Annotated in this window: 8 protein-coding genes; 4 read left to right on the forward strand and 4 right to left on the reverse strand. The window is 68.3% G+C overall.

The window, feature by feature from the left end; translation table 11 throughout:
* The first annotated feature begins 132 nt into the window (after nt 1–132).
* Nucleotides 133–3282: a PD40 domain-containing protein gene (locus IT182_13255; protein ID MCC6164310.1), complete on the forward strand. Its 3150-nt coding sequence runs from the start codon at nt 133–135 to the stop codon at nt 3280–3282.
* Between the two features lie 264 nt (nt 3283–3546).
* Here the strand turns inward: IT182_13255 and IT182_13260 are convergent, their stop codons facing one another.
* Nucleotides 3547–3822, reverse strand: coding sequence for a hypothetical protein (locus IT182_13260; protein ID MCC6164311.1), 276 nt, complete (start codon nt 3820–3822; stop codon nt 3547–3549).
* A gap of 654 nt (nt 3823–4476) precedes the next feature.
* Here IT182_13260 and IT182_13265 point away from each other — a divergent pair.
* A complete protein-coding gene (locus IT182_13265; GenBank protein MCC6164312.1) occupies nt 4477–4971 on the forward strand; it encodes an acyl-CoA thioesterase in 495 nt (164 codons plus the stop codon).
* Here the strand turns inward: IT182_13265 and IT182_13270 are convergent.
* The 3 genes from IT182_13270 to IT182_13280 form a co-directional block, all read right to left on the reverse strand.
* Nucleotides 4931–6460, reverse strand: coding sequence for an aspartyl protease family protein (locus tag IT182_13270; protein MCC6164313.1), 1530 nt, complete (start codon nt 6458–6460; stop codon nt 4931–4933). The genes IT182_13265 and IT182_13270 overlap by 41 nt on opposite strands.
* An 83-nt stretch (nt 6461–6543) precedes the next feature.
* On the reverse strand, nt 6544–6804 hold the full coding sequence (locus IT182_13275) for a ferredoxin family protein (protein MCC6164314.1): 261 nt from the start codon (nt 6802–6804) through the stop codon (nt 6544–6546).
* A 21-nt stretch (nt 6805–6825) separates the two neighbouring features.
* The gene (locus tag IT182_13280) at nt 6826–7521 is read right to left on the reverse strand and encodes a helix-turn-helix domain-containing protein (GenBank protein MCC6164315.1); all 696 of its coding nucleotides are present in this window, start codon (nt 7519–7521) and stop codon (nt 6826–6828) included.
* 202 nt (nt 7522–7723) lie between these two features.
* On the opposite strand from IT182_13280, the gene IT182_13285 reads away from it, so the two are divergent.
* On the forward strand, nt 7724–11611 hold the full coding sequence (locus IT182_13285) for an SBBP repeat-containing protein (protein ID MCC6164316.1): 3888 nt from the start codon (nt 7724–7726) through the stop codon (nt 11609–11611).
* Nucleotides 11611–15225: a response regulator gene (locus IT182_13290; protein ID MCC6164317.1), complete on the forward strand. Its 3615-nt coding sequence runs from the start codon at nt 11611–11613 to the stop codon at nt 15223–15225. The genes IT182_13285 and IT182_13290 overlap by 1 nt, the downstream gene beginning before the upstream one ends.
* Nucleotides 15226–15298 lie beyond the last annotated feature (73 nt).

The following is a 15298-nucleotide window of genomic DNA, read 5'->3' on the forward strand; positions in this document are numbered from 1 at the left end:
AGTGCCGGTATTCGGTCATGGTGTCCGGCGCCGGTTGCCGGTTGCCGGTTCCCCTGTTTGCAGTACCATGACGCAGAGCTGCCCAGCTGTGTGCCCAGCGCCCTGCCTTTTCGCACGTCCCGAGGAGATTGCATGCTTACGCCGTTACGTGCGTGGCGCCGCGTCGCTGCCCTAGGCGTCCTGCTGGCGTCGAGTGGAATGCCCGCGCTCGCGCAGACGCCATTCGTGCCGTACTTCGGCAAGAACGAGGTCCGTTACGACAACTTCAAGTGGCAGATCTACACCACCGACCACTTCGAGGTGTACTACTACCCCGAGACCGAGGAGCACCTCGAGCGGATCGCGGGGTATGCCGAGAGCGCGTACCAGAAGATCTCGTCGGAACTGAAGCACGACCTGGCCTTCAAGGTCCCGCTCCTGATCTTCAAGACGCAGTCCGAGTTCCAGCAGCAGAACGTGATCCCGGGCGCGGTCAGCGAGGGGGTCGCGGCGTTCGCCGAGCCGTCACGCAACAGGATGCTCGTGCCCATCGACGAGCCGCCAGACCAGTTGTACCGGCTCATCACGCACGAACTGACGCACATCTTCGAGTTCGACATCATCCCACGCTCGCTCGTGCGGCGAACCGTGCCGCTGTGGGTGGACGAGGGGCTGGCCGACTACATGGCCGGCGTGTGGAACCCCCTCGACCTGATGACGGTCCGCGATGCGGCGGTGGCCGACATCATCCCGAAGATGAGCAAGATGGAGGGCTATGGCGCGTCGGGCCCCTCGCGGCTCGTCTACAACCTCGGGCACGCGTGCTTCGAGTTCGTCGAGGCGCGATGGGGCAAGGAAGGCATCAGGCAGTTCCTGTTCGCGCTGCGCAAGAGCGTGATCGGCGGCGGCGACGCCGCGTTCGAGGAGGCCTTCCGCGTCACGGCCGACGAGTTCGATCAGCAGTTCGACAAGTACATGAAGGATCGCTTCAAGGCGTTCCGCGACAAGGAGCGTCCCGCCGACTACGGGCGCAACCTGGCGCCCGATCGCCGCGAGTCGAAGTTCACGGCGATCCTCTCTGTGGAACCGTCTCCGTCGGGTGACCTGCTCGCGGCGGTGGCCGGCAATCGCAAGGAAGGCGAAGTCGACATCATCCTGCTGTCCACCAAGGACCGCTCCGTTGTCAGGAACCTGACGCCCGGCTTCAGCAAGGACAAGGGCTTCGAGTACATCGCGCTCCCCGGCGCGCGGTGGATCCGCGTGCCGTGGCTGGCGTGGTCGCCGGTGGGCGACAGACTGGCCTATTTCGTGCGGACCGAGAAGCAACGCTCGCTCATCCTGCAGAACGTGGTGTCTGGCAAGATCGAGAAGCGGTTCTACCTCGCCGACGTCGACGTGCCCGAGTCGCCGGAGTTCTCGCTCGACGGCCGGAAGGTCTACTTCTCCGCGCTGCGCAACGCCGTCGGCGACATCTTCGAACTCGACATCGAGACCGGCGACATCCGCAATCTCACGTCCGACGCGTTTGCCGACTACGCGCCGACGATCTCTCCCGACGGGACGTCGCTCATCTACCTGGCGCGGATCAGCGGCAACGACAAGCTGTTCCGTCTCGACCTGGCCAGCGGCACCAAGACACAGCTCACGTTCGGCACGCACGACGAAGGGGCAGCGCAGTTCCTCGCCCCCACGCTCATCGTCTTCCCGTCGACGGCAGTCGATCCGGCAGCGCCGGTCGATCCAGAGGTCGTCAGGAACGGGCAGATCTTCAACCTCTGGACGCTCGACCTGAAGACCGGCGCGCTCGCGCAGTACACCGACACGCTGACGGGCATCTTCTCGCCCATGCCGCTCGCCGGCGGCGAGGAGCGCCGCGTGGCGTTCGTGACGCCGTACAAGGACGAGTACGAGGTCCACCTGTTGCCGCTGAAGGAACCGCTGCTGGCGGCGGCCTCCAGCGACTTCGGCGAGGCGGCTCCGGTCATCGACTTCCAGGCGCCGCTCACCCACACGCTCATCCCGGCCAACAACCGCGTGAAGGGCCGCTTCGAGAAGATGTTCCTCGACGGTCGGCCGCCCATCAACGTGGGCGTGACGAGCGGCGGCGACCTGTTCGGCGGCACGGCGATCTCGTTCAGCGACGTGCTCGGCGACCAGAACTTCACGTTCTTCGCGGCGTCTGTCGCGCAGTACCGCACGTTCGCCGGGTCGTACTCGAACCTGTCGCACCGCACGCAGTTCGCCATCCAGGCGTACTCGCAGACGCAGTTCTACTACGGCCTGATGCCCGGCCTCTACGACCCGTCGCTCACCTACTTCCTCAGGCGCGATGACGCCATCGCGACGCGGTCGATCAACGGCGCGAGCGTCTTTGCCATCTACCCGTTCAACCGCTACACGCGCGTCGAACTCTCGGGCGGCGTGTCGCACTACTCCGATCAGTTCCGCGACCAGTCGCTGCAGGACTACTCGGACGCCTACCAGCAGGCGCTCTACGGAGGATCGCTCTTCAACAACGGGACGGCCGTGCCGTTGACCGTCGCGCTCACGCGCGAGACCACGGTGTTCCGCGAGTACGGCCCGCTGGCCGGCCACACGTTCCGCCTCGCCTACACCGTGGCCCCGAAGATCGGCAACACGCTCGCACGGCAGACGTTCGACGCCGACGCACGCTACTACCAGCGCATCGCCACCAACGGCGTCGCGGCGTTCCGCATCCGCGGCTTCCACAGCGACGGCGACGTGCCCGACTACTTCTTCTTCGGCGGCAACTCGGAACTGCGCGGCTACGACTATCTCGAGTTCCTCGGCAACAAGGGGTTCTTCGCCAACGCGGAACTGCGGTTCCCGCTCATCGAAGCCATGCTCACGCCCATCGGCGTCATGGGTGGCGTCCGCGCCGTCCTCTTCGCGGGCGTGGGTGGCGCGAGCCTCTTCGGTCGTCCCTCGTCAGCAAGCTTCAGCGGCGACACCGCATCGACGTCGTACCAGTTCGCGTCGAGTGCCGATGAAGTCGTGAGGCCGATCGTCGGCTTCCAGGCCGACCCGACCAATCCGGAGAGCGGCATCCCGGTGCCCGTCTACGGCGACCCACGCGTCATCAGCGGCTTCCGCCTGAAGGATGGCCGCGCCTCCTACGGCCTCGGCCTCGAGACCTTCCTCCTCGGATTCCCGATCCACTTCGACTGGTCGTGGCGCACGCTGTTCAACAAGGAATGGGAAGACATCGCCTTCGCCTTCAACGGCGGCAGCGCCGGCTTCCGCAAGTCGCGCTTCAAGGTCTGGATCGGATACGACTTCTAAGAGAAGGGATCGAAAGGGGTCAAAAGGGAAAAGGATAAGGACACTCCCAAAGGCGGAAGACCGAAAGGTACACGGAAGAAGGCGGAAGGGGCCACGGCGTCCTTCCGCGTCCTTCCGCGTCCTTCCGCGTCCTTCCGCGTCCTTCCGCGTCCTTCCGCGTCCTTCCGCCTTCTTTCGTGCCTTTCGTGCTTTCCCTTCGCCCTTCGACACTTCCGCCTTTGGGCCTGTCCTTGTCCTTTACCCTTTGGCCTTTTTTCCCTTTTCTCAGTCTGCCCTGAGCGCCCGTGCTGGTTCCGTGCGGGCGGCTCGTCTGGCCGGGGCGGTGGTGGCGAGGAGTACCACTACCGCCAGGATCATCACGACAGTGGCGAACGTCGTCAGGTCGAAGGGGGCGATGCCCCATATCTGTGCGCGCAGGGCGCTGACGAGGACCACGGCGCCGGCGAGTCCGGCGCACACGCCCGCCACGAGCACGACGAGACTCTCGCGCAGGAATGCACCGGCGGCGCGTTCGGTACGTCGTCGCTGTCGGTGAACCACCGTCCGAGACGTGGCGCAACACCGAGCGCGGCCAACAGGCGCCTCGACACGTGTCCGCCGGTCACGCTGACCGGCTGTCCGGTGGTCTCGAAGTTCCAGATGCGCCTGCCGCCATACCAGGCGAACGACTCGACGCTCCGAAGGTGCTCGCCAACGGCGTGGACTTCCGCGCCGGTGAACGCGGTCTGCACACCCACTCCGATCGCGAGCGTGAGCACCGACGCGACCGTGAACGCAGGCTCTGGCGCACGCTTTGCCACGCGGGCTCGGCAGACGGCCACGTCCACGCATCACGCACGTCCTGCGTCGTCTGCGACCGCCGCAGCGACCCGCCGCACGCAGATCGGCTTCGAGCAGTTTGCTCCAACCGCCGCGCCACCCCATACCCATGCAGCGGCCCCATCGCGAGCAGCGTCTTGAGCACCATGATGCCGAGCGTCCCCTGCAGAATCTCCATGGCATGTTGCCTTTCTACATGGGACGCCACACCTCCGCTCTGTAGTCTGTCAACAGGGCGTCAACACGGGCGCCCACAAGGGGCGCCCCTACACAGCCTTTCCCCCTCTCCCTTTACCCTTTCCACCTTTCCCCTTTTTCCCTGTCTTTACCCTTTAACCCTTTCCCTTTTACCCTTTGACCGTGGCTGTTACGGAAATGGTCCAGGTCGTCCTGCCCAACGACGCCAATCCGCTCGGGTTCATCCTCGGCGGCACGGTCATGCACCTCATCGACATCGCGGGGGCGATCGCGTGTTTCAGGCACGCGCGGCAGCGCGTGGTGACGGCGGCGGTGGACGGGCTGCAGTTCCTGCATCCCATCAAGGTGGGCGACCTCATCATCCTGCACGCGCGGGTGACGGCGACGTTCAGGACGTCGATGGAGGTGGAGGTGCGGGTGATGAGTGAGCAGACGCTGACGGGTGAGCGGCGCCTGACCTCGCACGCCTACCTGACGTTCGTGGCGATCGACGCGGATGGCCGGCGCGTGGAGGTGCCCGATCTGGTGCCGGAAACGGATGCCGATCGCGCGATGGCTGCCGAAGCGCAGGTGCGGCGCGATCAGCGGCTGGCCGCCAAGCGGCGCCTGGCGGCCATCGAAGCGGACCTTGTCAGTCCAGCCGCATCATCCCCTCGTCCAGATCGAGGCTGACGCGGTACTTGCTCAGGAACTTGTGCCCGAGGATGCCGCCCAGTTCGTAGCCGAGGAGCACGCTCGGCGCGCGCAGGTTCAGCACCACCAGTGACGTCTGCGCCATCCGCACATCGTCCACTTCGAGGTCGACGCCGGGGAGCAGGAACGCGTCGCGATCCCAGCCCGACGACCCGAACACGCGGAGCGGGATGCGGCGGAAGCGGCCCAACTGCTCGAGACCGACAGCCGCGGTCCGGCTGATCGAAATCGCCTGTCCGCCCGTGTCGACGACGAAGGCGGCGGGGCGATCTCCGTTGAGCCGGCCGCGGACGGTGGCGAGGCGATGGACCCACAGCGGCGCTTCCATCGTCGGCGTGCCCGATGCCTTCGGGAGCGTGCGCGCGACGATCAGTTCCTTCGCGCCGTAGTCCACGCGCATCGACAGGCCGAGCGCCAGCGGCGAGAACGCGTCGATGTCTGCCGACGGCCACTTCTTGAGCGGCGGATCCTTCACCATCGCCGGCACGTGCTCCACTTCCAGCGTGCCGATCTTGAGGCGCGCGATGCGTGCCAGCTTGAGCCGTCGCAGGCCGACGTCGCCCACGCCCGCGCTGAGCGTCTCGGCCACCGAGTACACCCGCGCCATCTGCGCGACGTCCTCGGAGAGCACCGTCATCTCGGCCCCCGTGTCGACCACGAGTTCCCGTTCGTAGCGTCCGTTGAGACTCGCCTTGACGAACAGCTTCTCCCGTTCGACACGGAACGGGATGACGTGCACCTGCCGGCGCACGGCGTCGGACATGGAGATGGGTGTGCGGTTGTGGAAGTGGCGCAGGAACTTGATGCGTGCCCGCGCGAGCTTGATCTGGCCCTTGAAGCCCTTGCGCGGCAGGTTGCGCAGATAGCGCTCGAGCTCGTCGGCGGCCACGCCGTAGTTGCCGAGCCGTTCCAGCAGATACGCCCGCGTGTGGTGGTACTCGGCGACTCCGCGTTCGCGTTCGATCGCCCGCTCGACGGAGACCAGCGCGTCGGCCGTCTTCCCACGCGCGTCGAGGATGCGCGCCATGCCGTGCAGCGACGCCGGGTGCGCGGGATCGAGTGCCAGCGCCGTCGTGTACCGGGCGTTGGCTTCCTCGAAGTGTCCGGTGCTCCAGAGCGTCTCGCCGTGCAGCGCCAGGTCTTCGACGCCGACCGTCGGGGTGACCAGCCCACCGGCCTCACCCTCGGCACGGCCGAAGTCGCCGACGCGGAGCAGCGATCGGACGATGAGGCGCGTGGCGGCGGCGTGGAGATCCGGATCGACCTCGCGCGCGCGGGTGAAGACCAGTACCGCATCGCGGTATCTCGCGTCCTCGAAGAGCGCCACGCCCCTGTCGAACTCCGACCGTCCCGTGAGCGGCGCACCCGCGTGTGGGGCACCGCCCGTGAGGACGGCCGCCGTCAGGACCGCCGTCCCGGCGAGCAACCGGAACCTGTTGACGCGCAGGCCATCGAGGAGTTGAGCCATCTTCACCATCCTGGACCGGCGCGGCCGGTCGGGCCTTCCCGTGGGACAGCGTGACGCACCGCCTCGACGACCTGGCGACGCGGCTACTTCTGGTAGTGCTCGGCGTTCTTCTCGATATACGACTGCCACTGGTCAGGCACTTCGTCCATCGCGAAAATCGCCTCGACCGGGCACGCCGGCACGCACGCGCCACAGTCGATGCACTCATCGGGATGGATGAAGAGCATCTGCGTGGCGTCGAACTCACCCTCGTCCTTCCGCGGGTGAATGCAGTCGACGGGGCACACGTCCACGCAGGCCGTGTCCTTGGTCCCGATACAGGGTTCGGTGATAACGTACGCCACGATTCCTCCTGAGAAAAGCCCCTATTGCAGATAGCCGAGCCGCACTGACGTCGCCCTGGCCAGATCCCAGGCCGCCGGCACGTGTTCGTCGTGCAGCGGCCCCTCGTCGCGCGCGTGCGTGAAGACGCCCACCCGGGCGACTTCCTGCCCCCGGTAGTCGCGCACCGGCGCGCACGCGCAATTGAGCCGATAGCCGCCGGGCGACGAGGCGTCGCCCAGCCGCTGCACCAGCTCCGTCGATCGCGCCACGTCTCCCGTGGCGCACAGCCTCGCGCAATTCAATCGGCGCTGTTGGCCTTCGGTGAAATACAGCGAGCAATGTCCCGGCATGGTCTTCCCGTACGCCGTGTACATGGCCGCCGCCTCGTCCTGGTTGCTCCAGACGTAGGTGACCTCGCCCGCCGGCAACGAAACGAACGCCCGCGCGGTGGTCTGCGTCGCGTACTCGCGCAGCGACGGGTAGGCGTGCAACCGGAGTTCGGACCCGTTGAGGTAGCGGAAGCTGAGGTCCAGCAACTTCAAGGTGAGCACGTAGCGCCCGCCCTCGCCGTCCTGTCGCACGAACCCCCGCCGGCGCAGCACCGTCAGCAGCCTGTGCGCCGTGGCAGGCGGCAGCCCGGTGGTCCGGGCCAGGTCGCGCAGCGCCATGCCGCCAGGCTCCCCACTCAGGACTTCGAGCAGGTGCAGCGTCTTCTCGGCTGATGTCTGCGTCGCCATTGTTCCATCATACGGAATACTGTTCCATCCGTCGAAAGATAGTGATCGATACGGCCCGGCTGAACAAGACCGCGCGAGGTCGCAGTTTCCATTTCGTGTCGATGCACTGACAGAATTCGAGACGCACGATCGGACGACGTGAGGACATGTGGGCCAATTCCGCACCATTCGCGGCGGCCAGAAACTTGCTGGGCTTCCCGCCATGTCCACGGCCGGTCCCGCGACGTCGCGCCTCGTCCTCTCCTTCGCTCTCGCCGCAACCGCTCTCGTCGCCCATCCCACGGCACGCGAGGATGTGCACATCCCGCTGAAGCCGGTTCGCGTCCTGACACCGGCGTCGATCCGCGCGGGCGCACACACGGCCCTGCCGCTGAGCTTCGAGGACCGCGGCGATGGCACGTACGCCGCCCAGGCGAGAGGATACGGCGCGCAGATCACACCGGGCGGCGTCCACGTGGCCGTGCGCGACGCCGAGACCGACACGTCCCGTACCTGGCGCTGGACCCTCGTGGGCAGCCGACCCACGCCCGCTGTCTGGCGCGGTGCCCGATCCGGCGACGCCCACTATCTGAGTGGTGACGCGACACCGTCCCGCCTGATGGAATCGGGCGGCCAGACGGCGGTGGCGACGGCCACTCCTGACGCCCCTCGCGTCCGATCGCTGCACGCGCAGATGGGCTTTCGCGACATCTATCCCGGTGTCGACGTGCGGTACAGGGGCACCGACGGGCACGTGGAGCAGGACTTCCTCGTCGCACCCGGCATCTCGCCCGCCGTCATCAGGTTCCGCATCGACCAGGCGCGTGCGACGCTGACCGCGGATGGTGCGATCGCGATCGAGGCCGGCCCCTCCCTGCGCCTGCGTCTGGAGGCGCCGCGCGCGTGGCAGACCTCCCGGGACGGCACGGTCGAGCCCGTGGCCGTGGCATTCAGGCATGACGGGGACGGCGGGTTCGGCTTCGATGTGGGAACCTACGATCGCAGCCGCGTACTGGTGATCGACCCGGTGCTCACCTATTCGATGGCGCTCGGCGGCAATGGCGCCGAAGAAGCCACGGCCGTCGCCATCGACGCGCAGGGACGCATCTATCTGGCGGGCTATACCTCGTCCACCGATCTGCCCTGGCAGCGGTTGGGCGGGCCGGGTGGCCGCGGCGACGTCTTCGTGGCGCGCCTCGATCCCACAGGGCAGCAGGTGCAGTTCATCGCCTACTTCGGAGGCGCTCAGCCCGACAACGTGCGCGGGCTCGCCGTCGACACAGCGGGACGCCTGCATGTGACCGGCTACACGACGAGCACCGACTTCCCGATGGTGCGTCCGCTCTCTGGCCAGCACCTGGCGCCGGGCGGCACCAACGCGTTCGTGGCCACGATCGCCGCCGACGGCAGCGCGCTCTCGTTCTCGACATACCTCGGCGGCGCCGACGCCGACGAAGCGCACGGGATCGCGGTGGCCGCCGACGGTTCGCTCGTCGTGGCCGGTGAGACGCGGTCGACCGACTTCCCCACACGCAACGCCCGGCAGCCCGTGGGCCAGGGCCTCGACGGCTTCATCACGAAGATCACTCCCGCCGGCACGTTGGACTGGTCCACGTACCACGGCGGCGCGTCGAGCGACAGTCTGTTTGCCGTGGCCATCGACGCGACGGGTGCGGTGAGCGTGGCCGGCACCACGGCGTCGGCCGACTTCCCGGTGATGCCGGCCTCGCAGGGGGCGGCGGGTGGTTTCGACGCGGTCGTGGCGCGATACACCGCGTCGGGCACCCTCGTGTTCTCCACGCGCCTCGGCGGTTCCGCACACGACTCGGCTCAGGCCATCGCCGTCGACGCCGCAGGCGCCATCCACGTGGGCGGTTCGACCTCGTCTCCTGACTTTCCCGCGACCCACACCGCCGGCTCAGGCGGCAGCCTCGATGCGTTCGCCGTCAGTTACGCATCGAACGGGGCGCGCGGCACCGCGTGGCGGATCGGCGGTACCGACATCGACCGTGCGCGCGCGATCGCCGTCGACGCGACGGGGATCTATCTCGCCGGGCAGACGCTGTCTGCCGACTTCCCGCTCCTGCGACCCGTGCAGGTGAGCAACGCCGGCAGCGGCGACGGTTTCGTGGTGATGCTCCGGGGAGCGGAAGCCATCTATTCCACCTACGTCGGCACCAGCAGCAACGACGATGCCACGGGCGTGGCGGTGGATGGCATCGGCCGCGTCGTCCTGACGGGCACCGTGCTGGCCATGGGCGTGGGCAATCGGGGGCCGACCGACGCGTTCCTCTTCAGGCTGTCGAGCGGCGACGAGACGACCGACACCGACAACGACCAGTTGCCCGACGCCTGGGAAACGCAGTTCAACCTGGACCCGCGCCTGAGCGACGGCAATGGCGATCCCGATGGCGACGGCGTGAGCAACCTCGACGAGTATCTGCAGGGGACGCATCCGAACGGACGCTACACGCGCTATCTCGCGGAAGGCGCGACGATCCCGCCGTTCGACACGCGGCTGGCGCTCTTCAATCCCAATCCGAATCCCGCGGCGGTGCTCGTGCGCTTCCTCTGCCAGCGCGCCTGCGGCGTCCCCGACATCCCGGGTCAGGACACGATCGTCCGCCGGCTCGTGACACTCGCCCCGTACGCGCGCGGCACGCTCATCGTCTCCACGATCCCCGGGCTCGAAGACGAGGAGTTCGCGACGATCATCGAATCGGATCACCCGGTCGTGGCCGACCGCACGATGACGTGGGACGCCAACGAGTACGGCAGTCACGCGGAAACGGCGATCGCCACGCCGGCCTCGACCTGGTATCTGGCCGAGGGCGCGACCATCAATGGCTTCAGGCTGTTCTATCTGCTCCAGAACCCGAACGCCGTTGAGGCGCACGTCACCATCGACTACCTGCTCGGAACCGGACAACGCCCCGTGACCCGCACGTACACGCTGGCACCGCGATCGCGGACCACGCTCGACGTCTCGGCGGAGGATCGTGCGTTGCGCAGGGCCGAGATCTCCGCCCGGATCTCCACGGCGCCCGAGACGCCCATCCTCGTCGAGCGCGCGATGTACCTCAACGCCGGCGGCCGTCTCTTCGGGGCCGGCCACGCCAGCGCGGGCATCACCACGCCGGCGCCGATCTGGTCGTTCGCCGAGGGCGCCACGGGACCCTACTTCGACACGTTCCTCCTCATCGCCAATCCGTCGAGTGACGTCCTCACGGTCAACGCCACGTATCTCCTGCCGAGCGGTGCCACGATTCGGCGGCAGTACCAGGTGGCTCCGATGAGCCGATTCAACATCTGGATCGATCAGGAAGGCCCGGAACTGGCCGATACGGCGGTGTCCACCGTGCTCGAATCGGTGGACGATCAGCCGTTTGTCGCCGAACGCGCGATGTGGTGGCCGGGGCCGTCGACCCGCAACTGGCGCGAGGCCCACAACTCGCCAGGCTCGCTCACGACCAGCACGGTGTGGGGAGTGGCCGACGGTCAGGTGGGTGGCGCGCGTGCCACCGAAACGTACATGCTCCTGGCCAATACGTCGCCGTTCGATGGACAGGTCCGCGTCACGCTCACGTTCGAGGACGATGGCACGCGCAGCACGAAGTCGTACGCCGTGCCCGCACAGAGCCGCGTGAACGTTCCGGTGAGAAGCGACTTCCCCAATTCGATCGGCCGGCGCTTCGGCACGCTGGTGGAAAGCCTGGGCGACGTGCCGGCGCAACTCGTCGTGGAATGGGCCATGTACGGCGACTCGGGTCGGGAGCGGTGGGCCGCCGGCACCAATGCCCTCGGTACGCCGCTCGCCGAGGATCGCATCATCACGATCACCGCGCAGGGCGTGACACCGCGTGTCCTCGTGGTGGCGCCCGGCGACCGCGTCACGATTCGCAACGGCGATACGCAACCCCATCAGATCTTCTCGGGCCCGTACATCGACAGGTCGACGTGTCCCGCGCTGAACCAGGTGGGCTACCTCGCCCCGGGCGAGTCGCGCATGACGGGCAACTTCACCACGGCGGGGACCTGCCCGTTCCTCGATGACGTGCGGCCGGGCCAGCAACTCAACAGGGACTTCATGGGCTACGTTATCGTGCGGTGATGCGCAGCGGCGTGCTGTCGTGGGTAGGGCTCTACGCGTGGCTCGCCACGTGCGTGCCGGTGTTGGCCCAGCCAGCCGCTCGTCTGGTCGTCGACCAGTGGCGTGTCGAGGACGGCCTGCCCCAGAACACCGTCACCGACATCGCGCAGGACGACGACGGATACCTCTGGGTCGCCACGCGCAAAGGCCTCGCCCGCTTCGACGGCGCGCAGTTCACGGCGGTGGATGGCGTGGGCGACGCCGACATCGACAACCTCCGCCTGACGGCGGTGCTCCCCACGTCTGACGGTGCCGTCTGGGTCGGGACCTACGGATCCGGCGTCCTCCGCGTGTCCAAGGACGCCGTCACCCGCTACGGCTCCGCCGAGGGCGTCGCCGATTCGGTGATCCGGGATCTCTCACGCGATGGCGAGGGGCGTGTCTGGCTGTCGACGGCACGGGGCGCTCGCGTCTTCGACGGTCAGCGCTGGCAGCGCCCGCCGCTGCCCGACGACCTGCTCGACGAGGGCGTGAACACCGTGATGCAGACGCGGGACGGCCGCCTCTGGTTCGCCACCAGCGCGCACGGCGTGGTGAGCGTCAAGGGCACCGACGTGCGTCGCTACTCGGTGGCACAGGGTCTGAGTCACCCCACGGTGACGTCCGTGGCCGAGGGCCCGGATGGCACGGTGTGGCTGGCCGGCCCCAAAGGGGTCGCCACGATCCAGCGCGGCACGATCACCACCATCAGCGCGGCGGAGGGGCTCGCTGTCGACCGCGTCATGCAGGTGATCGTGGACACGCGCGGCGTGGTCTGGATGACGACGCACGGCGGCGGACTGGTGCGACACGACGGCGCCGGCTTCAGGACGATCCGGCACAGCGACGGCCTCAGCACGGACTACCTCATCTCGCTGATGGAGGACCGCGACGGCGCGCTGTGGGTCGGCACGCTCGCCGGCGGCCTCAATCGCGTCGCGCCTGCCGTGCGCGAACTGCTCGACAGACGGTCGGGGCTGCCGCCGTTCCCCGTGACCACCGTCTATCAGCGGCGCGGCTCGGGGACGTGGTGGATCGGCACGTATGGCGGCGGACTCGTACGCCTGCGCGACGGCCAATTGCGCGTCTTCACGCAGGCCGATGGTCTGCCGAGCAACGCCATCACGTCGGTGGCGGGCGGTGCCGGCGAGCGCGTCTGGGTGGGCACCAATGGCGGCGGCGCGTTCCTGTTCGACGATGGGCGCATCGTCGATCGGATCGGCCCGGACCTGGTGGGCGACACGCTGCGGACGATCGAACGGCACGGTGACGTCGTGTGGTTCGGCGGCAACGGGCTCTTCCGCTACGCCGGCGGCACGCTCCAGCGCATCGGACTGGCCGAGGGCCTGCGCAGCACGGAGGTACGCGTCATTTACGCCTTACCCGATCGCGTCTGGGTGGGCACGTACGGCGGCGGCCTGCAGAGCATCGGGCGGGACGGACGCGTCATGAGTTGGGGCGAGCGGGAAGGGCTCACGAACCCCCTGGTGACGTCGCTCCACCACGACGAGGTCGGCACGCTGTGGATCGGCACCTATGGCGGGGGCCTGTTCCGCCTGAAGCACGGCCGCATCACCGGCGTCACCTCGCGCGACGGACTGCCCGACGACGTCATCTTCGACGTCATGCTCGACCACACGAAACGGCTGTGGCTGATGGGAACGCAGGGTCTGGCCTTCGTCCCGCTGGCAGACATCGAGGCGCGACTGGATGGCCGGCACGACGTGCTCTCGGCGACGCGATACGGACGCGCCGACGGCGTGCCGGGTACCGATGGGACCGACGGCAACCAGCCCCTGAGCTGGCTGGCCAACGACGGCCGCCTGTGGTTTGCCACCGTCGACGGCGTGGTGATCTTCGATCCCACCGAAGTGACAGACATCCCGCATTCGCCCGCGGCCCACGTCGACGCGGTGCAGGTGAACAGGCAGTCCGTGTCGCTCGCGTCGCTGGCCGCCCCGCTCGGCGGGCGCAACATCGACATCGCCTTCAGCGCTCCGCAGGTCTCCGGCGGTCGTACCGTGCAGTACGAGTACCGCCTCGCGGGATTGCACGACGACTGGATGGACGCCGGAACCGCGCGCAGCGCATCGTTCACGAACCTGTCACCTGGCGATTACCAGTTCGAGGTGCGCGCGCGGGCGCGTCCGGGCGCGCCGCCGGGCACGATGGGGACCGTCGCCTTCACCATCCCCGCACGGTTCTACGAGACACCGTGGTTCCTCGCCGGCGCCGCGGCGCTGGTGGGGGTGGCGCTGGCCGGCGTGATGCGGTGGCGCCTGGCGCGCCTGCACGCGCGCCAGGCCGAGTTGCAGACGCTCATCGACGAGCGGACGACGGCCCTGCGCCACGAGATGCTCGAACGCGCGCGTGGCGAGCGGGAGCGCCGGCTGCTCGACGAGCGCGTGCAGCAGGCGCAGCGACTGGAGAGTCTCGGCGTGCTGGCCGGCGGCATCGCGCACGACTTCAACAACCTGCTCGTGGGCGTGCTCGGCGAAGCGAGCCTGGCGTTGTCCGACCTGCCGATGGCCTCGCCGGGCCGGCAGCACGTGGAGCGCATCGAACGCGCGGCGCTGCGCGCAAGCGAACTCACGTCGCAGATGCTCGCGTATTCAGGCGGCGGCCGCTTCATCGTCCAGCCCGTCGCGCTCGACGCGCTGGTGCAGGACGTCCGCTCGCTGCTCGAGGCGTCGGGGCCGCGCGGCATCACCATCGCCGTCGAGTTCACGCCGGATCTCCCGCCGGTGCCCGGCGACCCGGCGCAGTTGCGGCAGGTGGTCCTGAATCTCCTCACCAACGCCGCCGACGCCATGCGCGCGCGAGGTGGAACCCTGCACGTGGCCGGTGGGACCTGCGACGTGCCGGCCGGCGCTCCCGAGACGAAACCGCAGGGCGGCGCCGAGGGCCTCGCGCCGGGCGAGTACGTGTGGCTCGAGGTACGCGACGAGGGCGACGGCATGGATGCCGAGACGCTGGCGCGCGCGTTCGATCCGTTCTTCACCACCAAGCCCGGCGGCCGCGGGCTCGGTCTGCCGGCCACACAGGGCATCGTCCGCAGCTACGGCGGACGCATCGCCGTGACCAGCCAGCCGGCATCCGGCACGACGGTCACGCTGCGCCTCCCGACGGCGCCACGGCCGGCCGAACGGTCCATCGCCGTACCGGCAGCCGGTCCTCCCGGTCCGGCCGGTCCCATCGACACGACGGGCCCCTGGCACGTCCTGGTGGTGGATGACGAACGGCTGGTGCGCGACGTGGCGCGCGTGGCGCTTGGACGGGCGGGTCACACGGTGACCGAGGTCGCGACGGGCGAGGACGCCGTCACCGCGTTCACGGCCGCACCGGAGACCTTCAGCATCGTGCTGCTCGACCTGACGCTGCCGGGCATCCAGGGCAGGGCCGTCCTCCAGGCGATGCGTGAGGTCAAGCCAGACCTGCCCATCGTGGTGACCAGCGGGTTCTCGGCAGAAGAGGCCAGCGATCTCACGGCCGGACCGTGTACGGTCTTCCTGCAGAAGCCATGGCGGCCCGACCAGATGATCAGCTGCGTCACCGTGCTGCTCGCGCGGACACACCAGGCCGTGAGCTGTCCATGACGACATCGGGACTGACCCTGCGTGCTACGATCGCCCGGTGGGCGCCTCGTCCCGGCGCTGCCCTTCCGACAGC

It is taken from the genome of Acidobacteriota bacterium, from assembly GCA_020845575.1.
Lineage (GTDB): Bacteria > Acidobacteriota > Vicinamibacteria > Vicinamibacterales > Vicinamibacteraceae > Luteitalea.

Excerpts from the sequence above, each read along its gene's own strand:
- IT182_13255 (MCC6164310.1), top strand. The coding sequence starts at position 133 with ATGCTTACGCCGTTACGTGCGTGGCGCCGCGTCGCTGCCCTAGGCGTC.
- IT182_13265 (MCC6164312.1), top strand. The coding sequence starts at position 4,477 with ATGGTCCAGGTCGTCCTGCCCAACGACGCCAATCCGCTCGGGTTCATC.
- IT182_13270 (MCC6164313.1), bottom strand. The coding sequence starts at position 6,460 with ATGGCTCAACTCCTCGATGGCCTGCGCGTCAACAGGTTCCGGTTGCTC.
- IT182_13280 (MCC6164315.1), bottom strand. The coding sequence starts at position 7,521 with ATGGCGACGCAGACATCAGCCGAGAAGACGCTGCACCTGCTCGAAGTC.
- IT182_13285 (MCC6164316.1), top strand. The coding sequence starts at position 7,724 with ATGTCCACGGCCGGTCCCGCGACGTCGCGCCTCGTCCTCTCCTTCGCT.
- IT182_13290 (MCC6164317.1), top strand. The coding sequence starts at position 11,611 with ATGCGCAGCGGCGTGCTGTCGTGGGTAGGGCTCTACGCGTGGCTCGCC.